Origin of the sequence: Cellulosimicrobium cellulans, from assembly GCF_024124905.1 — a bacterium.
In the GTDB taxonomy this organism is placed as follows: Bacteria; Actinomycetota; Actinomycetes; order Actinomycetales; family Cellulomonadaceae; genus Cellulosimicrobium; species Cellulosimicrobium cellulans_G.
This window is the reverse complement of sequence record NZ_JAMXST010000002.1, coordinates 366734-388458: the sequence shown is the minus strand read 5'-3', so window position 1 is coordinate 388458 and position 21725 is coordinate 366734. Positions and strand designations below refer to the sequence as shown.

At 73.1% G+C, this 21725-nt stretch carries 21 protein-coding genes; 5 read left to right on the top strand and 16 right to left on the bottom strand.

Annotation, left to right across the window (positions count from 1 at the left end; genetic code table 11):
- Window positions 1–20: 20 nt before the first annotated feature.
- From NHH00_RS06720 to NHH00_RS06690, 7 genes are all read right to left on the bottom strand, one after another.
- Window positions 21–494, bottom strand: a complete 474-nt coding sequence (locus NHH00_RS06720; protein WP_290444916.1) for a cytidine deaminase — start codon at window positions 492–494, stop codon at window positions 21–23.
- Between the two features lie 13 nt (window positions 495–507).
- Window positions 508–1803, bottom strand: a complete 1296-nt coding sequence (locus NHH00_RS06715) for an ABC transporter permease (protein WP_253051092.1) — start codon at window positions 1801–1803, stop codon at window positions 508–510.
- Window positions 1800–3116, bottom strand: coding sequence for an ABC transporter permease (locus NHH00_RS06710; RefSeq protein ID WP_374614485.1), 1317 nt, complete (start codon window positions 3114–3116; stop codon window positions 1800–1802). Before NHH00_RS06710 ends, NHH00_RS06715 begins: the two co-directional genes overlap by 4 nt.
- On the bottom strand, window positions 3113–4735 hold the full coding sequence (locus tag NHH00_RS06705; RefSeq protein ID WP_253051091.1) for an ABC transporter ATP-binding protein: 1623 nt from the start codon (window positions 4733–4735) through the stop codon (window positions 3113–3115). Before NHH00_RS06705 ends, NHH00_RS06710 begins: the two co-directional genes overlap by 4 nt.
- A 224-nt stretch (window positions 4736–4959) precedes the next feature.
- A complete protein-coding gene (locus NHH00_RS06700) occupies window positions 4960–6054 on the bottom strand; it encodes a BMP family lipoprotein (RefSeq protein ID WP_253051090.1) in 1095 nt (364 codons plus the stop codon).
- Between the two features lie 226 nt (window positions 6055–6280).
- Window positions 6281–7498, bottom strand: a complete 1218-nt coding sequence (locus NHH00_RS06695) for an amidohydrolase (RefSeq protein ID WP_253051089.1) — start codon at window positions 7496–7498, stop codon at window positions 6281–6283.
- Complete coding sequence (locus NHH00_RS06690) at window positions 7495–8622, bottom strand: mannose-1-phosphate guanylyltransferase (protein ID WP_253051088.1); 1128 nt, start codon at window positions 8620–8622, stop codon at window positions 7495–7497. The genes NHH00_RS06695 and NHH00_RS06690 overlap by 4 nt, the downstream gene beginning before the upstream one ends.
- 234 nt (window positions 8623–8856) lie before the next feature.
- On the opposite strand from NHH00_RS06690, the gene sdhC reads away from it, so the two are divergent.
- From sdhC to NHH00_RS06670, 4 genes are all read left to right on the top strand, one after another.
- Window positions 8857–9240, top strand: coding sequence for a succinate dehydrogenase, cytochrome b556 subunit (gene sdhC / locus NHH00_RS06685; RefSeq protein WP_087471554.1), 384 nt, complete (start codon window positions 8857–8859; stop codon window positions 9238–9240).
- Window positions 9240–9701 carry a succinate dehydrogenase hydrophobic membrane anchor subunit gene (locus NHH00_RS06680; RefSeq protein WP_047233508.1) on the top strand — a complete coding sequence of 154 codons (462 nt, stop codon included), beginning with the start codon at window positions 9240–9242 and terminating at the stop codon, window positions 9699–9701. The genes sdhC and NHH00_RS06680 overlap by 1 nt, the downstream gene beginning before the upstream one ends.
- Before the next feature lie 67 nt (window positions 9702–9768).
- Window positions 9769–11601, top strand: coding sequence for a succinate dehydrogenase flavoprotein subunit (gene sdhA / locus NHH00_RS06675; protein WP_253051087.1), 1833 nt, complete (start codon window positions 9769–9771; stop codon window positions 11599–11601).
- Window positions 11601–12368 carry a succinate dehydrogenase iron-sulfur subunit gene (locus NHH00_RS06670; protein ID WP_253051086.1) on the top strand — a complete coding sequence of 256 codons (768 nt, stop codon included), beginning with the start codon at window positions 11601–11603 and terminating at the stop codon, window positions 12366–12368. The genes sdhA and NHH00_RS06670 overlap by 1 nt, the downstream gene beginning before the upstream one ends.
- A gap of 365 nt (window positions 12369–12733) precedes the next feature.
- On the opposite strand, the gene NHH00_RS06665 is transcribed toward NHH00_RS06670, so the two are convergent.
- From NHH00_RS06665 to sigE, 7 genes are all read right to left on the bottom strand, one after another.
- Window positions 12734–13885, bottom strand: coding sequence for a YihY/virulence factor BrkB family protein (locus tag NHH00_RS06665; protein ID WP_253051085.1), 1152 nt, complete (start codon window positions 13883–13885; stop codon window positions 12734–12736).
- A 10-nt stretch (window positions 13886–13895) separates the two neighbouring features.
- Entirely contained in the window at window positions 13896–14459 is a 564-nt protein-coding gene (locus NHH00_RS06660; protein ID WP_253051084.1) for a 2'-5' RNA ligase family protein, read from the bottom strand.
- Complete coding sequence (trpS, locus tag NHH00_RS06655) at window positions 14456–15547, bottom strand: tryptophan--tRNA ligase (protein WP_290444915.1); 1092 nt, start codon at window positions 15545–15547, stop codon at window positions 14456–14458. The genes NHH00_RS06660 and trpS overlap by 4 nt, the downstream gene beginning before the upstream one ends.
- Window positions 15548–15618: 71 nt before the next feature.
- On the bottom strand, window positions 15619–15966 hold the full coding sequence (locus tag NHH00_RS06650; protein ID WP_253051083.1) for a twin-arginine translocase TatA/TatE family subunit: 348 nt from the start codon (window positions 15964–15966) through the stop codon (window positions 15619–15621).
- A gap of 9 nt (window positions 15967–15975) precedes the next feature.
- Entirely contained in the window at window positions 15976–17442 is a 1467-nt protein-coding gene (locus NHH00_RS06645) for a S1C family serine protease (protein ID WP_253051082.1), read from the bottom strand.
- Window positions 17439–18401 carry a zf-HC2 domain-containing protein gene (locus NHH00_RS06640; protein WP_253051081.1) on the bottom strand — a complete coding sequence of 321 codons (963 nt, stop codon included), beginning with the start codon at window positions 18399–18401 and terminating at the stop codon, window positions 17439–17441. Before NHH00_RS06640 ends, NHH00_RS06645 begins: the two co-directional genes overlap by 4 nt.
- Window positions 18398–19024, bottom strand: a complete 627-nt coding sequence (sigE, locus tag NHH00_RS06635; protein WP_374614473.1) for an RNA polymerase sigma factor SigE — start codon at window positions 19022–19024, stop codon at window positions 18398–18400. Before sigE ends, NHH00_RS06640 begins: the two co-directional genes overlap by 4 nt.
- A gap of 251 nt (window positions 19025–19275) precedes the next feature.
- On the opposite strand from sigE, the gene NHH00_RS06630 reads away from it, so the two are divergent.
- The gene (locus tag NHH00_RS06630) at window positions 19276–19881 is read left to right on the top strand and encodes an O-methyltransferase (RefSeq protein WP_269430019.1); all 606 of its coding nucleotides are present in this window, start codon (window positions 19276–19278) and stop codon (window positions 19879–19881) included.
- A gap of 12 nt (window positions 19882–19893) precedes the next feature.
- Here the strand turns inward: NHH00_RS06630 and NHH00_RS06625 are convergent, their stop codons facing one another.
- Both NHH00_RS06625 and NHH00_RS06620 read right to left on the bottom strand, forming a co-directional pair.
- On the bottom strand, window positions 19894–21522 hold the full coding sequence (locus NHH00_RS06625) for a leucyl aminopeptidase family protein (RefSeq protein WP_253051079.1): 1629 nt from the start codon (window positions 21520–21522) through the stop codon (window positions 19894–19896).
- Window positions 21523–21690, bottom strand: a complete 168-nt coding sequence (locus NHH00_RS06620) for a DUF3117 domain-containing protein (protein WP_064506638.1) — start codon at window positions 21688–21690, stop codon at window positions 21523–21525.
- Between the last annotated feature and the right edge of the window lie 35 nt (window positions 21691–21725).

Sequence of the window (21725 nt, the reverse complement as noted above, 5' to 3'; positions counted from 1 at the left end):
CGGGGTCACGTCGTCGCTGGTCACGACCGCTCCTCCAGATCCTCGGGCCCGAAGGCGTCGGGCAGCACGTCCCTCATCGTCTTGATACCACGCACGGTGTCGACCAGCAGGTCGGGCCCCCCGTGCTCCCACAGGAGCTGCCGGCAGCGCCCGCACGGCATGAGCGTCGCCCCGTGCCGGTCCACGCACGCGAACGCCACGAGGCGGCCTCCGCCCGTCCCGACGAGCGAGCTCACGAGCGAGCACTCGGCGCACAGCGTCACGCCGTACGCGGCGTTCTCGACGTTGCACCCGACGACGACGCGCCCGTCGTCCACGAGCGCGGCGGCGCCCACCGGGAAGCCGGAGTAGGGGGCGTACGCGCGAGTCATGATCCCGCGCGCGGCGTCACGCAGCGCGTCCCAGTCGACGTCCGGCCCGACGCCGGTCCCGCCCTGGTCCGTCCCCTCACCCGGCCGGGGCACGGAGTGGTGCACGTGCGGCAGGTCTGTCATCGGCACCGTGACCTCACTTCACGTAGGGGATGCCCTCGGCGGCCGGCGGGCGCACGCGCCCGACGAGACCGGCGACGGCGAAGATCGTCACGACGTAGGGCGTCATGAGCATGATCTGGCTGGGGATCGGCGTGCCCACGATGCCGAGCACCGTCTGGAGGTTGTCCGAGAACCCGAACAGGAGCGCCGCGACGAGCGCGCCGACCGGGTTCCACCGCCCGAGGATCATGGCCGCGAGGGCGATGAAGCCCTTGCCGCCCGTCATCTCCTTGCCGAACGCAAGACCTGCCGCGACCGTGAAGAACGCGCCGCCGAGGCCGGCGACCGCTCCGCCGAGGATCGTGTTGCGCACGCGGGTCGCGTTGACCTTGATGCCCACGGTGTCGGCGGCCTTGGGGTGCTCGCCGACGGCGCGCAGGCGCAGGCCCCACCGGCTCCGGAAGAGGAAGATCTGGAGCAGGATCACGACGACGTACATGATGTAGACGAGCAGGGTCTGGCGGAAGAGCACCGGGCCCACGACCGGGATCTGCGACAGCACCGGGATCTCGATGACCGGCAGCGGGTGGCGCGAGTTCCACGTCGCCGAGTCCTCGGTGAGGACCGTCGAGTACAGGTAGCTCGTCACGCCGACCACGAGCACGTTGAGCACGACGCCGACGATGATCTGGTTCACCCAGTACTTCACCGAGAAGATCACGAGCAGCACGCCCACGAGGGCGCCCGCGATCGGTGCCGCGATGAGGCCCGCGTACGCGGAGGACGTGAGCGAGGCGACGACCGCGGCCAGGAACGCCCCGGCGAGGAGCTGCCCCTCGATCGCGATGTTGATGATGCCGACGCGCTCGCACAGCACGCCCGAGAGCGCGCCGAACACGAGGGGGACCGCGAGGAACAGCGAGCCCTGGAGCAGGCCCGTGAGCGGGATCGCGGACTTGCCCGCGCCGGCCCAGCACAGGAACGCGAAGACGACGGCGACGCCGAACACGATCGGCAGCCAGATGCCGACCTTGCGGCGGTCGCGCGCGGCCCAGAACGACAGGCCCGCCAGGAGGAGCGCGAGGATCGACAGGAACAGCGCCGCCCCGGTCGAGCTCACCGTGACCGGCTCGATCTGGAAGAAGTCGTTCGCCGTGGAGAGGCGGAACGTCGTCTGGTGCCCACCGGCGGGCAGCAGCGCGAAGAAGACCAGCGACAGCAGGCCGATGACCGCGTAGGCGATCGGAGCCTTCCAGCTGATGGGCGGCAGCGGCTTGGCCGCGCGCTCCGGCGCGGCGGCCGGCGCCGGGGTGGTGGTCGCGGTGCTCATGCTCCGGCCTCCTGCGTCGTCGTGGTGGTCGTGGCCGCCTTCGCGCGCTGCCTCGCGGCGTGGCGCTCGGCCCGCGTCGGGCCGCCCGGCGTCGGCAGGCGGAAGATCGCCCGCACGAGCGGCGGGGCGGCGATGAAGAGCACGATGAGGGACTGGACGACGAGCACGATGTCGATCGGCGTCCCGGTCCGCGCCTGCATCGCGAAGCCGCCCGCGCGCAGCGCACCGAAGAGGAGACCCGCGAGGACCGTGCCGAGCGGGCGGGACCGGCCGAGCAGGGCGACCGTGATCGCGTCGAAGCCGAAGCTCGCCGCGACGCCCGCGGTGAGCACCTTCTCCGTGCCGAGCACCTGGGCGCTGCCCGCGAGGCCGGCGAGCGCGCCCGCGATGGCCATGACCCAGACGGTCGTCCACGGCACGGACATGCCCGCGGTGCGCGCGGCGTGGGGGTTCTCGCCGACCGCGCGGAAGCGGAAGCCGAGCGTCGAGCGCTCCATGAGCCACCAGACGCCCACGGCCATGAGGAGCGCGAGGACGAAACCCAGGTGGAGGCGGAAGCCCTCGCCGAGCAGCAGCGGGAACGTCGCGGTGCCGGGGATCGGCGGGCTGATCGGGTTGCTGCTCCCCGGGCGCTGGAACGCCGGGGTGGTGAGCAGGTACGCGACGAGGTAGATCGCGATGTTGTTGAGCATGATCGTGACGATCACCTCGTGCGCCCCGGTGCGGGCCTTGAGCACGCCGGCGATGCTCGCCCAGATCGCCCCGCCGAGCGCCGCCCCGAGCACGGCGAGCAAGAGGTGCAGACCCGGGGGCAGCGCGAACGTGAAGCCGATGAAGCCGGCGAAGATGCCGCCGAGGATGATCTGCCCCTGGGCACCGATGTTGAACAGGCCCGCGCGGAAGCCGATGCCGAGGCCGAGGCCCGCGAGGATGAGCGGCGTCGCCACGGTCATGGTCTCGGTGAGGGGCCGCAGCGCGCGGGCGAGGTCGGGTGCCTGGAAGTTGATGACGGCGCCCTGGAACAGGGCGCTGTACGCGCCGAACACGGCGTTCCACACCGCGGCGAAGAAGTCCGAGGGGCGGGCGAAGAAGTAGGTCGCCGCCTCCTGGACCGCCGGGTCGGCCGCCGCGATGAGGACGCCACCGAGGACCAGCGCGGCCACGATCGCGAGCAGCGAGACCAGCCAGCTGCTCTCGAGCATCTCGCGCAGGACGTTCTGGCCCGCGGGCGTCTCCGCCGTCGGGGTGTCGCTGGGAGGCGCCGGCGTCGGCGGGAGCGCCGCCGCGTCGTCGGGCGTTGCCTGCTGGGTCACTGGATCTCCTCCTCGCGGGCGGCGTCCGCGGCCTGCGCGACGTCCGACGGCGCGTCCTCGGCGAGGGCGTCCGCCTCGCCGAGGGTCGTGTGGTGCTCGGCGGCCTGCACGACGGCCTCCTCGAGCGGGACCCCGGCCATCATGAGGCCGAGGACGTCGCGGTCCGTGTCGCCGGGGACGACCCCGACGACGCGACCGCGGTACATGACGGCGATCCGGTCGGCGAGCGCGAGCACCTCGTCGAGCTCGGTCGACACGATGATCACGGGCGTCCCGTTGTCGCGCTCCGAGACGATGCGCTGGTGGACGAACTCGATCGAGCCCACGTCGAGCCCGCGCGTCGGCTGCGACGCGATGAGCAGGCGCAGGGGGCGGGACATCTCGCGCGCCAGGACGACCTTCTGCTGGTTGCCGCCCGAGAGCGTCCCGGCGGGCGTCTCGACGGACTGCGTGCGCACGTCGAACTCGACGATGCGCTGCTCCGCGTTGTCGCGGATGGTCCCGCGGGCGAGCGCCCCGCCCCGCGAGTACGGCGGCGACGTCACGAGGTCCAGGACGAGGTTCTCCTCGACGGAGAACGTCCCGATGATCCCGTCGGTGCTGCGGTCCTCGGGCACGTAGCCCACGCCCGCCTCGAGCACCTGGGAGACGCTGCGGCCCACGAGCTCCCTGTCGTCGAGGCGGATCGAGCCCGCGACCGGCTTGCGCAGGCCCACGATCGTCTCGGTGAGCTCGGTCTGCCCGTTGCCCTGGACCCCCGCGACCACGAGGATCTCGCCGCGCGCGACGTCCAGGCTCACCCGGTCGACCACCGCGGTCCCCGCGTCGTCCATGACCGTGAGGTCGTCCACGCGGAACGTGGCGTCGCCCGCCGCCGCGGGCGCCTTGTCGACCCCGAGGGAGACGGAGCGGCCGACCATGAGGGACGCGAGCTCGGTCTCGCTCGCGCTGGGGTCGGCCGTGCCCACGACCTTGCCGCGGCGGATGACGGTGATGCGGTCCGCGACCGCACGCACCTCGCGCAGCTTGTGCGTGATGAACACGATCGACGTCCCCGCCGCCTTGAGCTGGCGCATGATCGCGATGAGCTCGTCCGTCTCCTGCGGGGTGAGCACGGCCGTCGGCTCGTCGAGGATGAGCACGCGCGCGTCGCGCGAGAGCGCCTTGATGATCTCGACGCGCTGCTGCACGCCGACCGGGATGTCCTCGACCATCGCGTCCGGGTTGACCTCGAACCCGAAGCGGTCGGAGATCTCCTGGACCAGACGGCGCGCGCGGCGCGCGTCGATGAGGCCGGCGCCCTTGACGGGCTCGTGGCCGAGCGCGACGTTCTCCGCGACGGAGAAGACCGGCACGAGCATGAAGTGCTGGTGCACCATGCCGATGCCGGCGGCCATCGCGTCGCCGGGTCCGGTGAACTGGACCGGGACGTCGTCGACGAGGATCTGCCCGTCGTCCGGGTCGTACAGCCCGTAGAGCACGTTCATGAGCGTGCTCTTGCCCGCACCGTTCTCCCCGAGCAGGGCATGGATCTCGCCGGGCTCGATGACCAGGTCGATGTGGTCGTTGGCGACCAGGGACCCGAAGACCTTCGTGATCCCGCGCAGCTCCAGCTTCACCGGTCTGCCTCTCCTCGTGCTTCGCAGCGTTCTTCGCGGTGCCGACCCCGCGCACGTCGCGGTACTCCATCGAACCGCACTCGCCCGAGCGCGTCGCGTCGTGGGCACCGTGGGCGTCGTCGCAGGTACCGACGACCCCGTCGTCGTCATGACGGTGGCCCGGGCGCGGTGCCCGGGCCACCGGTGCCGACCGCCCGGGGGCGGTCGGCGGGTTCAGCGTCGCGTCACGGCGCGTTCGGCGACTCGATGACGAGGTCGCCCGCGATGATCTGCTCCTGGTACTGCGCGAGCTGGTCCTGGAGCTCCGCCGGGACGGCGTCCTCGAAGTCGTGGAACGGCGCGAGGCCGACGCCCTCGTTCTCCAGCGTGCCGACGTACGGCTCGTTGGTGAAGTTGCCGTCCGCCGACTCCTTCACCGTGTCGAACACGGCCGGGCCGATCTGCTTCATGACCGACGTGAGGATGAGGCTCCCGTAGTCCGTCGTGAGGAAGCCGTCCGAGTCGACCCAGATGATCTTGGCGCCCGCGCCCTCGGCCGCGGCCGCCGCGCCCAGGCCCACCGGACCGGCGACGGGCATGATGATGTCCGCACCCTGGTCGATGAAGCCCTGCGTGACGTTCTGGCCGTTGGCCTGGTTGTCGAAGTCGCCGGTGAACGTGCCCGTCTGGGCCGCCTTGTCCCAGCCGAGGACCTTGACGTCGGTGCCGTTGTCCGCGTTGTACTTCGCGACGCCGTCGACGTAGCCGTCCATGAAGATCGCGACCGACGGGATCTGGATGCCGCCGAACGTGGCGACCGTGCCGGACTCCGTCATGCCCGCCGCGAGGTACCCGGCGAGGAACGCGGCCTCGGCGGTGTTGAAGAGGATCGGCTTGGCGTTGTCGATCTCGACGGGGTTGAAGTCCGCGTCGGAGAACGAGGAGTCGATCAGCGCGAAGTGCGTGTCGGGGTTGGCCTCGGCGGCGGTCTGGATCGGGTCCTCGAGGAGGAAGCCGACGCCGATGATGAGGTTGCAGCCCTGCTGCACCAGGCTGTCGATGTTGGGCGCGTAGTCCGTGTCCGCCTGCGACTCGACCTCGTGGGTCGTGATGCCGAGCTCGTCCTTGGCCTGCATGAGGCCCTCGTAGCCCGACTGGTTGAAGGACTGGTCGTCGAACCCGCCGGCGTCGGACACCATGCACGCGGAGAAGTCGGAGTTGCCTCCCGCGGTGTTCTCGCCGCCGCCGGTCGTCTCGTCGTCCTCGGGCGCGGCGCCGCACGCGGCCAGCGCGAGCGCGGCGACCGCCGCGAGCGCGGTGACCTGAGTCGCTCTCTTCACCTGATAGCTCCTGTCGTTCTCGTAGCAGGGCCGCGCAGGGAAGGACCCCTGGGCCCTCCCGAGCGCCGTTGCACGGGAGGACCGGTCCGTCGGCCTCTATAGGACCGAACACTAATCAGCCCGACGGGTCTTGCACGTTACTTGTCGGTAACGCCGCTGCTTCGTTATGCAAGCGTCACTTTGCGTCTGAGGCGTGACACACCCCTGTCCACGAGTCGGGACCGCTTCACCCGTCCTGACCGGCGGCGACACGGGCGAGCAGGCGCATCCCGGCGTCCACCGCGCGCTCGTCGACCTGCAGGTCGCCCTGGTGGATGTCGTAGCTGCGCCCGCCGGGCGTCCGCGTGCCGAGCCGCGCCATCGCGCCGGGGACCTTCGTGAGGTACCAGGCGAAGTCCTCCCCGCCGAGCGACTGCTCCGTGAGCAGCACGGAGTCCGGGCCGAGGACGTCGCGCGCGGCTGCCTCGAGCAGACCCGTGCAGCGCTCGTCGTTCTCCACCGGCGGCACGCCGCGCGTGTGGTGCACGGTCACCTCGACCTCGTACGGCGCGACGACCTGCTCGACCGCGTCGTGCAGCACCTGACCCGCGAACTCCCACGCGCGCACGTCGAGGCAGCGCAGCGTGCCGCGCACCGTCCCGGTGCTCGGGATCGCGTTGTGCGCCGACCCCGCGTGCACGGCGCCCCACGTGAGGTTCACGCCCGAGCGCGGGTCCAGCCGCCGGCCCAGCACCGCGGGGACCTGCGTGATGACCTGACCCAGCGCGTAGACGACGTCACCCGTGAGGTGCGGACGCGACGTGTGTCCCCCGGGCGAGGCGATGGTCACGGAGACCTCGTCGGACGCCGACGTGATCGGACCGATGCGCGTCCCGATGCGGCCCACGTCGACCTTGGGGTCGCAGTGCACCGCGTAGATCTCGTCGACGCCGTCCATCGCGCCCGCGGCGAGGACGTCGAGCGACCCGCCGGGCTGGACCTCCTCCGCGGGCTGGAAGACGAGCCGCACGCCGCGGCGCAGCTCGCCCTGCGCGTGGAGGTCGGCGAGGACGAGGCCGGCACCCAGCACCACCGCGGTGTGCACGTCGTGGCCGCAGGCGTGGGCGACGCCCGGGACGGTCGAGGCCCACGGGAGGTCGCACCGGTCCTGGAGCGGCAGCGCGTCGATGTCGGCCCGCAGGGCGACGCGGCCCGGGACGGGCGACCCCGTGGCCGCCCCGTCCCCGGGCTGCGGGCCGACGTCGCACACGAGGCCCGTGCCCGGCAGGAGCCGCGGCTCGAGCCCCGCGGCGCGCAACCGGTCGGCGAGCAGCGCCGTCGTCCGCGTCTCGGCGCGCGAGACCTCCGGGTGGGCGTGGAGGTCGCGGCGGATCGCCACGACCTCGTCCACGTGGCGGGCCGCGGCGGCGGCGATGCGGGCGGCGAGGGTCACGTCGGCGGTCACAGGAGCTCGTCCATCCCGAGCTCGCGCACCGTGTCGACCATCGACTTCACCTGCTGGGCCCGCGCACGCGTGGTGACGAGCAGCGCGTCGGGGGTGTCGACGACCACGACGTCGTCGAGGCCCAGCACCGTGACGACCCGGTCGCTCGCCGGCACGACCACGGACCCTGCGCTCTCGCGACGGACGACCCGACCCGTGTCACCGAGGACCTTCGAGCCGGCGCCGTCGACCGAGGGCAGCAGCGCGGCGAGCGAGTTGAAGTCCCCCACGTCGTCCCAGCCGAACGTGCCGGGGACGACGGCCACGCCGCCCACGGCCGCGACGGGCTCGGCGACCGCGTGGTCGATCGCGATCCGCTCGAGCGCGGGCCAGCGCTCCGCGAGCACGCGGTCGCGGTCGGGGCCGTCCCACGCCGCGGCGATCGCGCGCAGGCCGTCGTGCAGCTCCGGGCGCTGGTCCGCGAGGTGCCCCAGGAGGACCGACGACCGGACGATGAACATGCCGGCGTTCCACCGGTACTCGCCGGACGCGAGGTAGCGCTGCGCGGTCGCGGAGTCCGGCTTCTCCGTGAAGCCGCGCACGTGCTGCGCGCTCGGCGCCCCCGCGACGCCGAGCGGCGCGCCGCTGTGGACGTACCCGAACGCCGTCGACGGCCGCGACGCCGCGATGCCGATCGTCACCACGTAGCCCGCGCGGGCCGCCTCCACCGCCTCGCGCACCGACGACTCGAAGGAGTCGCGCCCCGTGATCACCTGGTCCGCGGCGAACGAGCCGACGACGACGTCGCCGTGCCGCGCCTCGAGCACCGCCGCGGCGAGGCCGATGGCCGCCATCGAGTCCCGGGGCGACGGCTCCGCGAGCACGTTCTCGGCCGGCAGGCCGGGGAGCTGGGTGCGTGCGGCGGCGACGTGCCGGTCCCCCGTGACGAGCACGACGCCCTGCTCTCCCGCGAGCGGGACGAGCCGGTCCACCGTCGCCTGCAGGAGCGAGCGGCCCGAGCCGGTGAGGTCGAGGAGGAACTTGGGCGAGCCGGCGCGCGAGAGCGGCCACAGCCGCGTGCCCGCGCCTCCTGCCGGGACGACGGCGTGGAAGCCGGGGATCGGCCCGGCGGACGAGGAGGCCATGAGGGCAGCATAGTGAGCCGCACAGTTCCCCCGCGGGCTGTGGGATCAGTCACAAACCCCCCGCGCAGGGGCGTTCCGCCGCCTCCGACGGTCCGCATCATGACGCCGATGTCACTATGGTGGAAGCCCAGAGACCGATGCCGACGACGGTCCCGCGGTCCGGACTGAGGGAGTTCCGGGCCAGGGCCGGAACCTGACATCTCCCCCCTGATCTCGCCACAGGAGGCCCCCAAAGTGCCCAGTGCACCAGCTGGCACGCTCTACCGCGGCCGTGAAGGCATGTGGTCGTGGGTCGCGCATCGCGTGACCGGCGTGCTCATCTTCTTCTTCCTGCTCGTCCACGTGCTCGACACGGCGCTCGTCCGGGTGTCGCCCGAGGCCTACAACGCCGTCATCGGGACGTACCAGACGCCGATCATGGGCCTGGGCGAGGCGGGACTGGTCGCGGCCATCGTCTTCCACGCCTTCAACGGCATCCGCATCATCCTCATCGACTTCTGGGCCAAGGGCCCGCGGTACCAGCGCACCATGCTCTGGATCGTCGTCGGCCTCTTCGTCGTGACGATGGCGGGCTTCCTGCCGCGTCACCTCATGAACGTCTTCGGAGGGGGGCACTGATGTCGACCACGACCACGGCCTCGGCGGTCGCGAGCCCGCGCGACCCGTACAAGCGCCGCAAGGCCACGCGCAGCAACTACGAGCTGTACAGCTGGATCTTCATGCGCGCCTCCGGCGTCGTGCTGATCGTGCTGATCTTCGGTCACCTCTTCGTCAACCTCATGGTCGGCGAGGGCGTGCACGCGATCGACTTCGGCTTCGTCGCCGGCAAGTGGGCCTCGCCGTTCTGGCAGATCTGGGACCTGCTCATGCTGTGGCTGGCCATGTTCCACGGCACCAACGGCGTGCGCACGATCATCAACGACTACGCCGAGCGTGACGGCACTCGCCTCGTCCTCAAGCTCGCGCTGTACCTCGCGTTCACGATCGTCACGGTCCTCGGCACGCTCGTGATCTTCACGTTCGACCCGTGCCCCGCGAACGCTCCGGCCGAGCTGCTCGCGTCGTTCTGCACGGCCTGAGCACCTCCCGCAGCTCGCCCCCGTCTTCTCGCTCCACCCGGCTCTCTCCCAGGAGGCATCGACCCCGATGCAAACCCATCAGTACGACGTCGTCATCGTCGGCGCAGGCGGCGCCGGGATGCGCGCGGCGCTGGAGTCGTCCGGCAAGGTCCGCACGGCCGTCATCTCCAAGCTGTACCCCACGCGCTCGCACACGGGCGCCGCGCAGGGCGGCATGTGCGCCGCCCTCGCGAACGTGGAGGAGGACAACTGGGAGTGGCACACGTTCGACACGGTCAAGGGCGGCGACTACCTCGTCGACCAGGACGCCGCGGAGATCATGGCCAAGGAGGCCATCGACGCGGTCCTCGACCTCGAGCGCATGGGCCTGCCCTTCAACCGCACGCCCGAGGGCCGCATCGACCAGCGCCGGTTCGGCGGGCACACCCGCAACCACGGCGAAGCCGCGGTGCGCCGCTCCTGCTACGCCGCGGACCGCACCGGCCACATGATCCTCCAGACGCTCTACCAGCAGTGCGTCAAGCAGGACGTGGAGTTCTTCAACGAGTTCTACGTGCTCGACCTCATCACCGACCACGACCTCTCCACGGGCGAGATCCCCGACGGCGAGACGGTCACCGCGACCGGCGTCGTCGCCTACGACCTGGCGACCGGCGAGATCCACGTCTTCCAGGCGAAGGCGATCATCTTCGCCACCGGTGGCGCGGGCAAGATCTTCAAGACGACGTCCAACGCGCACACGCTCACGGGCGACGGCATGGCGCTGGCGTACCGTCGCGGCCTGCCGCTCGAGGACATGGAGTTCTTCCAGTTCCACCCGACCGGCCTGGCTGGCCTCGGCATCCTCCTGTCGGAGGCCGCCCGCGGCGAGGGCGGCATCCTGCGCAACGCGGACGGCGAACGCTTCATGGAGCGCTACGCCCCCACCATCAAGGACCTCGCGCCGCGCGACATCGTCGCCCGGTCCATGGCGAACGAGGTCCGCGAGGGCCGCGGCGCCGGGCCGAACAAGGACTACGTCCTGCTCGACCTCACGCACCTCGAGCCCGCGCACATCGACGCGAAGCTCCCCGACATCACCGAGTTCGCCCGCACGTACCTCGGCATCGAGCCCTACACCGAGCCCGTGCCCGTGTACCCGACGGCGCACTACGCGATGGGCGGCATCCCGACCAACGTCGAGGCCGAGGTCCTGCGCGACAGCCACAACGTCGTCAAGGGCCTCTACGCCGCCGGCGAGGTCGCGTGCGTGAGCGTCCACGGCTCGAACCGCCTCGGGACCAACTCGCTGCTCGACATCAACGTCTTCGGCAAGCGCGCGGGCCGCACCGCCGCCGCGTACGCCGCGACGGCCTCCTACACCGAGCTCCCGGAGAACCCCGCCGCGGCCGTGATCGCGCAGCTCGAGGAGATGCGCAACCGTCCCGACGGCGAGCGCGTCGCCGACGTCCGCAAGGCGCTCCAGGAGACCATGGACGCCAACGCCCAGGTGTTCCGCACCGGCGAGTCGCTCAACCAGGCCCTCGCGGACATCCGCGACCTGCAGAAGCGGTACAAGAACGTCTCGGTCCAGGACAAGGGTCGGCTGTTCAACACGGATCTGCTCGAGGCCATCGAGCTCGGGTTCCTCCTCGACATCGCCGAGGTCACCGTCGTCGCGGCGATCAACCGCAAGGAGTCGCGCGGCGGTCACTACCGCGAGGACTACCCCGACCGCGACGACGCCAACTACATGCTGCACACGATGGCGTACCGCCGTCCCACCTCGGCCAGCGACGTCGCCGACGGGCACGTCGCCGGCTACTTCGACCACGTCGAGGAGTTCGACGGCTACAAGGTCGCCCTGGGCTCCAAGCCCGTCACCCAGACCCGGTACGAGCCCATGGAGCGGAAGTACTGATGACTGCCACACTCGAGAGCCCGGCCGCCGAGGCCAAGGCCGGAGAGATCCCCTCGTTCGAGGTCACGCTCCGCGTCCGCCGCTACTCCCCCGAGTCGGAGCACGGCGAGGAGGCGTACTGGGACGAGTTCACCGTCCTCGCGCACGGCACCGACCGCGTGCTCGACGCGCTCCACAAGATCAAGTGGGAGCACGACGGCTCGCTCACGTTCCGCCGCTCGTGCGCGCACGGGGTGTGCGGGTCCGACGCGATGCGCATCAACGGCCGCAACCGTCTCGCGTGCAAGACGCTGCTCAAGGACGTCAACCCCGACAAGCCCATCACGGTCGAGCCCATCAAGGGCCTGCCCGTGGTCAAGGACCTCGTCGTGGACATGGAGCCGTTCTTCGCGTCCTACCGCGAGATCATGCCGTTCCTCATCACGTCCGGGAACGAGCCCAGCAAGGAGCGCCTCCAGTCCGCGGAGCAGCGCGAGCGCTTCGACGACACCACCAAGTGCATCCTGTGCGCGGCGTGCACGTCGTCGTGCCCGGTGTTCTGGACCGACGGCCAGTACTTCGGCCCCGCCGCGATCGTCAACGCGCACCGGTTCATCTTCGACAGCCGCGACGAGGGCGCCACGCAGCGCCTCGAGATCCTCAACGACAAGGAGGGCGTGTGGCGCTGCCGCACGACCTTCAACTGCACCGAGGCCTGCCCCCGCGGCATCGAGGTCACGAAGGCGATCCAGGAGGTCAAGCGCGCGATGATCACGCGCGCCTTCTGATCCCCCGCACGTCCCGCACGCAGGGCGCCGACCGCCACGGTCGGCGCCCTGCGTCGTCCGCACGGGCTTCGCGGTCCGCGTGGTCGAGCCGTGCCCGCACCTGTCAGCGCTCCCCCGAGCCTCCAGACCCAGGCCAGATCCCTGACCCGCCGACACGTCGACCCGTCGCACTCGGCCCGCCCCACGGCCGACGACGCCACGCGCCACCACGAGCCGCACGCGTGCTGACGAGAAGCGAGAAATCGCCCCGAGAACGAGGCCCGCAGGGGCCACTACTCGCATCTCGACCAGGAACCGCCCGCCACCGCGGACCCGACCCCGCAGGCACGAAACCCTGACCGCGTACCCGGCGCAGACGCCGACCGCTACGCGCCGCGCGGGAGGCGAGCGCGGCGTACACCGCGGACGATCGGGCTCCAGGGTCGGCCGGACCCTTGCCCGGCGCGGAGACGCTCCTCCGTCGACACGGCCACGACGGAGACCCCGACGTCCGCGGACGCCGCGTGCCGGGCGACGCGCGCGTGCCGGGCGTCGGTCGTGGGGGTGCCGTCGACGACGGGGAGCTCCGGGCGACCCTCGCGGGCGTGCCGGGGGCCGTCGGGCTCCGGGTCGGGCGGGCGGGGCGGGTTCGCCATCCAGGCGCACACCGCGAGGAGGATGCGCGCGGTGAAGTTGACCAGGATGAGGAGCGTCACGAGGACGGCGAACGACGCGAGGAGCGCGTTCCTGCTCGCGCTGCCCGCGACGAACGACGACCCGAGGTAGCGCAGGACGCCGAACGCGACGGCGGCGGTGAGCGACCCGACGAGGAGGTCGCGGCGGCGCACGTGGACGCCGGCCAGCAGCGTGACCACCACGACGACGACGAGCGCGTCGAGCAGGACGCTCACCACGAGCCCGGCGCCGGTGACGAGGATCGCGGGCCCTCCGGAGAGCCCGAGCGCCTCCAGGAGCTGGTAGCCGATCGAGGAGACGGCGATGCTCGCGACGGCGGAGACGAGCATGCTCAGCGCCAGGAGGAAGAAGCCGAGGAGGGCGCGTGCGCGGGCGAGGAGGGGGCTCTGCCCGATGTCGCTGACGCCGAACATCGTCCGGACGGCGCCGCGCAGGTGGTACAAGAAGGAGACGACCGAGAAGAGCAGCACGACCCCGGCGACGATGCTCGTGACGCTGAGGCCGGGCGGGAGGAGGAGGTCGTCCGGGTCGATCACGCCTTTCTCCCCGTCGACCGCGATGAGGCCGGGGACGAGCTCGTTGATCTCGCCGAACACGGCGTCCATGAGCTCTTGGCTCCCGCCGAGGACCTGCATGAAGACGGTGTAGCCGATGGTCAGCGCGGCGAAGAGGGAGAACAGGGCCGAGTAGGCGATGCCGCCGCACAGCAGGGCACCGCGTGCGTACAGGTAGCGGTAGGTCGCGCGCCCGGGACGGCTGTCCTTCCACCACTCGACGAGCGCCTCCACGCGTTCCCTCGTGCGCCGGACGGCGCTGGGAGCGGCGGAGGGAGGCAGCGTCACGCCCCGAACCCTACGAGGAGGGCGCGGTCCCGGCATCCGCGGTGAGCGGGAAGACCTGTCCGGGGCGCCACACGCCGTCGTCGCCGTGCTCGTAGAGGGAGAACCCGGCGACCTCGAACCGCGCCTCGTAGGTGGCCATCTCCTCGAACGCGGCGTCGAGCGCGGCGTCCGGGACCTCGTGCGCGACGGTCACGTGCGGGTGGTAGTTGAACCGGAGCTCTTGGGCGAGCGGACCGGTGCGGATGGCGCTCTCGAGGTGCTCGCACTCGGCGATGCCCTCGACCACCTGGATGAACACGACCGGCGAGATCGGCCGGAACGTCGCGCTGCCGCGCAGGTGGACCTGGAACGGCGCCGCGGTCGAGGCGACGGCGGCGAGGTGGGCGCGCGCCGCGTCGAGCTCGGCCGGGTCGAGCACGGTGGGCCCGAGGAGCGTGACGTGCGGCGGGATCGACCGCGCGAGCGGGTCGCCGAACCGTGCGCGCGCGTCCTGGAGCTGCGTCGCGAAGGGCTCGGGCACCTCGATCGCGATGCCGATCCGTACCTGGTCCGGCCCACGCTCCGGGAGGTTCACGCGGTCGGCCCCCCGACGGGCAGGAGGCCGACGCGGTCGTAGATGCGCGCGAGCGTCCCGGCAGCGATCTCGCGCGCCTTCTGGGCACCGCGTGCGAGCACCGCGTCGAGCTCGGCGGGGTCCGCGAGGTAGGTGTTGGCCCGCTCCTGGAACGGCACGAGGAAGTCGACCACGACGTCGGCGAGGTCGACCTTGAGCCGTCCGTACCCCTGGCCGTCGTACTCGGCGGCGATCGCCTCGACGTCCCGGCCGGTGAGCGCGGAGTAGATGGTGAGGAGGTTGGACACGCCGGGCTTGGCGACCGGGTCGTACCGGATCTCGGAGTCCGAGTCCGTCGCGGCGGACCGGATCCGCTTCGCGGCGACCTTCGGGTCGTCGAGGAGCCAGATGACGCCCTTGCCGTTCGACGAGGACTTGCTCATCTTCGCCGTCGGTTCCTGGAGGTCGTAGATCTTGGCCACCGAGCGGACGATGTGCGCCTCCGGCACGACGGCCGTCCCGTCGCCGAAGCGGGCGTTGAGCCGCTCGGCGAGGTCACGGGTGAGCTCGAGGTGCTGGCGCTGGTCCTCCCCGACCGGCACGAGGGCGGCGTCGTAGAGCAGGATGTCGGCCGCCATGAGGACGGGGTAGGTGAAGAGCCCCACGGTCGTGCCGTCGGCGCCCTGCTTCGCGGACTTGTCCTTGAACTGGGTCATGCGGCCGGCCTCGCCGAAGCCCGTCTGGCAGGACAGGACCCAGGAGAGCTCCGCGTGCTGCGGCACGTGCGACTGCACGAAGAGCGCGGACCGCTCCGGGTCGACGCCGCCGGCGAGGTACTGCGCCGCCGTGCGACGCGTCCGCTCGCGCAGGCGCTCCGGGTCGGGGTTGACCGTCAGGGCGTGGAGGTCGACGACGCAGTACAGCGCGTCGTAGGAGTCCTGGAGGGCGACCCACTGGCGCAGGGCGCCGATGTAGTTCCCGAGCTGCAGCGAGTCCTCCGTGGGCTGCATGCCGGAGAGGATCCGGGGCTGGGTGCTGGTCGGGTTCCCGGTCGCCTGCGCGGTCTCCGGGACCGGTGCCGGACCGGTGTGCGTCGCCTCGATGGACATTGCCCCATTCTGACAGGTGGTGCCGTGCCGGAACGAATCGCCTCCCGTCGCGCGGACGGTCGGCGACGGCCTCAGGTGGCCTCGTCGTCGAACGGTGCGGGGCTGCCCGGCGGCACCGGCGAGGGGGCAGGTGGCGGGGGCGGCGCGACCCGCTCGCGCACGGGCTCGTCGTCGAGGAGCGCCTCGCGCACGATCCGGCGCGGGTCGTACTGGCGGGGGTCGAGCTTCGACCAGTCGACGTCCGCGATCTCGTCCCCGATCTCGGCGTCCACGCGGGCCTTGGCGTCCCGCAGATACCCTCGGGCCGAGCGGACGAACGACCCGAGCTGTTCCGCGTAGCGCGGCAGACGCTCAGGACCGATGACGACGACCGCCACGACGAGGAGCACGATGAACTCGGCTCCGTTGATCCCGAACACGCCGACAGACTACTCGCTCGTGGCCTCGTCGAGGACGACGCGGACGTCGCGCTCCTGGTCCCCCGTGCGGACCCGCAGCGTCACGGCGTCTCCCGGGGCCTTCGCCCGGATCGCGACGATGAGCTCGTCCGACTCGGTGACGGGCCGGCCGTCGATCGAGAGGATCACGTCTCCGGGCCGGATCCCGGCGGCGTCGGCCGGGCCGTCGGGCGTGACCGCGGGCGTCCCGGACTGCGAGTCGGTCGACACCTGGACGCCCTCGCCCTGGTACCGCTGGTCGAGCAGCACGCCGATCACGGGGTAGGTCGCGACGCCGTCGGCGATGAGCTGCTCCGCGGTCCGGCGCGCCTGGTTGGACGGGATGGCGAAGCCGAGACCGATGCTCCCCGTCGCCGAGGCGCTGCCCGGCGGCTGCGCGATGGCGGAGTTGATGCCCACGACCTCGCCGCGTCCGTTGACGAGCGGGCCTCCGGAGTTGCCGGGGTTGATCGCCGCGTCGGTCTGGATCGCGTTGATGAACGCCGTCTCGGCCGCGGCGCCGGCCTGGACCGGGCGGTTGAGCGCGCTGATGATGCCCGTGGTGACGGTCCCGTTGAGACCGAGCGGAGCTCCGACCGCGACCACGGGGTCCCCGACGACGACGGCGTCGGAGTCGCCGAGCGCGAGCGGTGTCAGACCTGAGTCGTCGACCTTCACGACGGCCAGGTCGTAGTCGACGGTCCGGCCGACCAGCTCGGCCGGGCTCTCGTGCCCGTCCGAGAACAGCACGACGACGTCCCCGCCGTCGGCGGCCCCCGCGACCACGTGGTTGTTCGTGAGGATGTACCCGTCCTCGCGGAGGACGAAGCCGGACCCCGTGGCGACGCCGTCGGACCCGCGGACCTGGAGCGAGACAACGCTCGGCAGCACCGTGGCCGCGATGTCCGCCACCGAGCCCGCAGGGCGGTCGGCGCCCGGCTCGACGCTCGCCGGCGGCAGGGCCGACGAGTACGCCCCGGGCGTGTCCTGCCCGAGGAGCCGGTCGGCGGCGACGCCGCCGAGCGCTCCCGCGACGAGCGCCAGCACGGCGACGCCCGCCACCACGGCGGGTCGCAGCCCGCGCCCCGGCGACGGCGACGCGGGACCCCGCGGCACCCCGACGAGCGTCGGGTCCACCGAGCCGCCGGGTCGCGTCGGCGCCGACGGCGGCTCGGGCTCGCCGAACGAGCGCAGGGTCTGCCACGGGTCCGCGGGATCCTGCGCGACGGGCTGCGCGACGTCCGGAGCAGGGACCGGCGGGGGCCCGCTCGGGGGCGGGACGGCCGCGCCCGGCGGGGGCGGGACCGGACCGGGGCCGACCGGCGCGGACGGCGGGACGGGCGGCACGCTGCGGTACGCGGACGGCGGCGCGAACGGGTTCCGTGCGGCGTCGGGCGCCCCGGGGTGCTCGGTGCCGGTCTGACGGCCGGGCTGAGGGCCCGTCTGGGGGTCGGTCATGAGGTGCCGAGCGCTCCTGTCATGGTCGTCCAGCCCCGGGAGATGCGCGCCGGGACCCCGGCATCGTAGTCACGGGCCGGGAAGGCCGCCACGAGGGCGGCGACCGTCTCCTGCTCGGTGTCGGCGACGACGTCGATCACCGTGTCGCCGGACTGCCAGACGACGTGCCACGGCGCCTCGGACAGCACGTGCACCCGGCGGCCGTCGACGTCCCAGGTCTCCCCGCCCGCGAGCGCGGCGGTGTCCAGGAGACCCGACTGCTCGCGCACGACGGCCTCGCCGCCCGGCGCCTCGAGGTCGATCTCGACGACGCCCCGCGCGGCGTCGTCCCGCACGTCGACCACGCTGAAGCCCGCCGGGAGCGCCGTCGGGCAGGTCCAGCCCTGGGCGTCGAGCGCCGCGAGCGCCGCGGCGCCGTCGCCGTCGGACGCCTCGCCGCCCGCGGACCGGTCCGAGGCGCGCGCCCCGCCCACCACGAGCGCCCCGGTGGCCCGGGGCGCGGCCTGCGCCAGCACGTTGAGGGGGTCGCTGCGATGGAGGTCGGGGGTGACGACCGGGCTCTCCCCGAGCGCGAAGAGGCCGATCGCGGCCACGCCGACACCGCCCACGACCAGCCCGACGACCCGTCGGCGCACCGCCCCCCGGCGCACCTCGCCGCTCCAGGCGCCGCGCGGGAGGGGGACGGGCTGCGTCCAGGGGTCGCCTGCGACGGGCGCGGAGCGCAGCGGGTCGCCGTCGGTCGAGGGGATCTGGGCGGACAGCGCGAGCAGACGGGCCGCGAGGTCGGGCGCGGGCTCGACCGGCCCGGCGGAGCTCAGCGCCCGGCGCGCGGCGCGCGCCGCCGACAGCTCGGCGGCGCACCGCGGGCAGCACGCCACGTGCTCGAGCGCACGCTCCGCCTCGGCGGGCGTGAGCTGCCCGTCGACGAGCGCGGAGAGGCGGGAGCCGAGGTGCGTCACGCCACCCCCCGGGCGACCACGGGCGTCGGCACGTCGTCCGACGCCGGGCGGTCCGCGGGGTCGCGGTGCGGGAGGGCGGCGCGGAGCTGGGACCGTGCGCGGTGGATGCGGGAGCGGACCGTGCCGAGCTTGATCCCGAGCGTCACGGCGATCTCCTCGTAGGACAGGCCCTCGATGTCGCGCAGCACGACGGCGGCCCGGTACTCGGGCGAGAGCGCGTCGAGCGCGCGCTGCACGTCGTGGTCGAGGTTGGCGTGCTCGAAGCCGCGCTCCGGCTGGGCCTCGGAGCGGGCCGGGTACTGGCCGTCGTCGTCGCCCATGGCCTCCATGCGGATCCGCTGCTTGCGCCGCACCTGGTCGAGGAAGAGGTTCGTCGTGATCCGGTGCAGCCAGCCCTCGAACGTGCCGGGCGTGTAGCTCGACAGCGAGCGGAACACCCGGACGAACGTCTCCTGCGTGAGGTCCTCGGCGTCGTGCCGGTTGCCGGTGAGGCGGTACGCGAGCCGGTAGACGCGTGCCGAGTGCTCGCGGACGATCTGGTCCCACGACGGCGGCACCCACGCGCTCCCGTCCTGCGTCCCGTGCGTGCTCGTCCCTGGTCGTGCGTCGTCCACGTCGTCCATCGTCCCAGAAGAACGTCCGGCATCCTCCCGGTGTTCCCCCTCCCGCGCGGGACGTGCGCGCGACGTCCACGGCCCGTGCACACACGCGCGGCGCGGGAGCGGGCCGCCGTGGGAGGGGGCGGGTACGATCCGAGGCAGCGCACCCGCCGGGGACGTCCCGTCCCGGGCCGCACGCGCGGACGACGGACCACCAGGAGGCACCGATCACCAGCGACGTCGGCACCCACCGCAGCGCCAAGGCGGCGAGCTGGGTGTACAGCGAGGAGTTCGTCCCCGAGGACGAGGTCCTCCTGCGTGCGCGCGACCGCGCCGCCGAGCTCGGCTGCCCGACGGTCCTCCCCGGCGTGGGGGCGGTGCTCCAGGTGCTCGCGGCCTCGCTGGCCGCCCGCGCGGTGGTCGAGATCGGCACCGGTACCGGCGTGGCGTCGCTCTGGCTCCTGCGCGGCATGCCGGCGGACGGCGTGCTCACGACGATCGACGTCGAGGTCGAGCACCAGCGCGCCGCGAAGGAGGCCTTCGCGGAGGAGGGCGTGCCCTCGGCACGGACCCGCACCATCCCGGGTCGTGCGAGCGAGGTCCTCCCCCGCCTCACCGACGGCGCCTACGACCTCGTGCTCGTGGGGGCGGACAAGCACAGCTATCCCGAGTACGTCGAGCAGGGCCTGCGCCTGCTCCGCCCGGGCGGCGTGCTCGCGGTCGACGGCGCGCTGTCGCACGACCGGGTCGCCGACCCGGCGCGGCGCGACGAGGTGACGACGATCGTCCGCGAGGTGGGCCGGTCGCTGCGCTCGGACGAGCGCGTCCTGCCGGCGCTGCTCCCGAGCGGCGACGGCCTCCTGCTCGCCGTGCGCCGCTGACGCCGGCGACGGTCAGAGCCGGTCGATCGCCTCGAGCAGGAGCCTCGCGCCGTACCCGGTGGCCCCGGCGACGACCTCGTGCCGGTCGGCCGTCGCCCGCGCCGGACCGGCGACGTCGAGGTGCGCCCAGGGCACGTCCCCGACGAACTCGCGCAGGAACAGCGCGGCCGTGATCGACCCGCCGCCCGGGCTCTCGACGGGGACGTGGCGGAGGTCGGCGACGTCCGAGCGCAGGGCGCCCGCGTAGTCCTCGACGAGCGGCAGCCGCCACACGCGCTCGCCGGTGGCGAGCGCCGCGTCCTCCAGCGCCCCGGCCACGGTGTCGTCCGTGGCGAACAGCGCGCCGTGCCCGCGGCCGAGCCCGAGGCTCGCCGCTCCGGTCAGGGTCGCGACGTCGACGAGCACGTCGGGCGCGAGCTCGGCCACGGCGTACGCGATCGCGTCGGCGAGGACGAGCCGGCCCTCCGCGTCGGTGTTCGCCACCTCGACCGTCCGACCCGACCAGGTGCGCAGGACGTCCCCCGGGCGGTACGAGGCGGCGCCCACGTGGTTCTCGGCCAGCGGGAGCACCGCGGTGACCCGCCGGTCGGAGCGTGCGCGCGCGGCGCCGAGCACGACCGCCAGGGCGACGGCGGCGCCCGCCATGTCGGTCTTCATCGGCACCATCGCCTCGCGCGGCTTGATGGAGAGCCCGCCCGTGTCGTACGTGATGCCCTTGCCGACGACGACGACGTGCCGCGCGGCGGAGCCCGCCTCCACCGGGAGGACGCCGTGGTCGGCGGGGTCGTAGGTGACCGTCACGAGGCGCGGTGGGCGCGCGGAGCCCGCCCCGACCGCCAGGGTCGCCCCGAAGCCCTCGGCACCGAGCTCGGCGGGGCCGCGGACCGTCGTGTCGAGCCCGAGCGCGTCGGCCAGCTCGACCGCGCGGTCGGCGAACCACGCCGGGTCCTTCACGTCGGACGGGATGTTGGCGAGGTCGCGCACCAGCCAGGTCGCCGCCGCCGCGCGGTGCGCGGCCTCGATCGGCGTCGTGACGTCGGGCCGGTCCTCGGGCGTGAGCAGGACGAGCTGCTCCGCGGGTGCCTCCGCCGCGGGCCGTGGTGACCCGCTCTGGCGGGGCTGGTCGTACGCGGCGAGCAGGTAGCCCTCGACGAACGCCCGGACCTCGTCGGGGCCCGCGTCGGCGGTGGCGGCGCTGACGACGCGCTCCAGGCCGCGCGACGCGCGAGCGAGCGCGGCGCCGGCGCGCCGGAGGTCCGTCGTCGTCCCGGTCCCCACCCCGAGCAGCAGGATCCGGGGAGGCAGGCCGACCCACGGGAGCCGCGTCGCGGACCCGGCGTGCGCGCGCGGCAGGTCGACGCGCACGACCTCTCCGGAGGCGCCGCGGAAGGCACGCCCGCCCGCGCGCTCGGCGAGCTCCGCCAGGTCGACGCCGTACCGCACAGTGGCGTCGACGGTCCCCGCGCGCGGTTGCAGACCGTCCTCGGCCTCGCGCGGAGGCGCGACGGCCACGACGACCGCGTCGACCTGCGTGTCGTCGAGGAGCGCCGCGTCGCTCAGGGCACCCCGGGCGCCGACCACCTCGGGCAGCGCGCGTGGCAGCCCGGGGAGACGGGCCGCCCGGCGCTCACGTGCGGGCAATCAGCCCACCACGGCCTGGAGCGCCTCACCCAGCTCGCTGGCCTCGGTCGCGTTGAGCTCGACCACCAGGCGTCCGCCACCCTCGAGCGGGACCCGCATGACGATGCCTCGCCCTTCCTTGGTGACCTCCAGCGGCCCGTCACCCGTCCGCGGCTTCATCGCAGCCATCGATGGCACTCCATTTCCGTTGTCCCGAGTCCACC

Excerpts from the sequence above, each read along its gene's own strand:
- NHH00_RS06720 (WP_290444916.1), bottom strand. The coding sequence starts at position 494 with ATGACAGACCTGCCGCACGTGCACCACTCCGTGCCCCGGCCGGGTGAG.
- NHH00_RS06715 (WP_253051092.1), bottom strand. The coding sequence starts at position 1,803 with ATGAGCACCGCGACCACCACCCCGGCGCCGGCCGCCGCGCCGGAGCGC.
- NHH00_RS06690 (WP_253051088.1), bottom strand. The coding sequence starts at position 8,622 with ATGGCCTCCTCGTCCGCCGGGCCGATCCCCGGCTTCCACGCCGTCGTC.
- NHH00_RS06680 (WP_047233508.1), top strand. The coding sequence starts at position 9,240 with ATGTCGACCACGACCACGGCCTCGGCGGTCGCGAGCCCGCGCGACCCG.
- sdhA (WP_253051087.1), top strand. The coding sequence starts at position 9,769 with ATGCAAACCCATCAGTACGACGTCGTCATCGTCGGCGCAGGCGGCGCC.
- NHH00_RS06670 (WP_253051086.1), top strand. The coding sequence starts at position 11,601 with ATGACTGCCACACTCGAGAGCCCGGCCGCCGAGGCCAAGGCCGGAGAG.
- trpS (WP_290444915.1), bottom strand. The coding sequence starts at position 15,547 with ATGTCCATCGAGGCGACGCACACCGGTCCGGCACCGGTCCCGGAGACC.
- NHH00_RS06645 (WP_253051082.1), bottom strand. The coding sequence starts at position 17,442 with ATGACCGACCCCCAGACGGGCCCTCAGCCCGGCCGTCAGACCGGCACC.
- sigE (WP_374614473.1), bottom strand. The coding sequence starts at position 19,024 with ATGGACGACGTGGACGACGCACGACCAGGGACGAGCACGCACGGGACG.
- NHH00_RS06620 (WP_064506638.1), bottom strand. The coding sequence starts at position 21,690 with ATGGCTGCGATGAAGCCGCGGACGGGTGACGGGCCGCTGGAGGTCACC.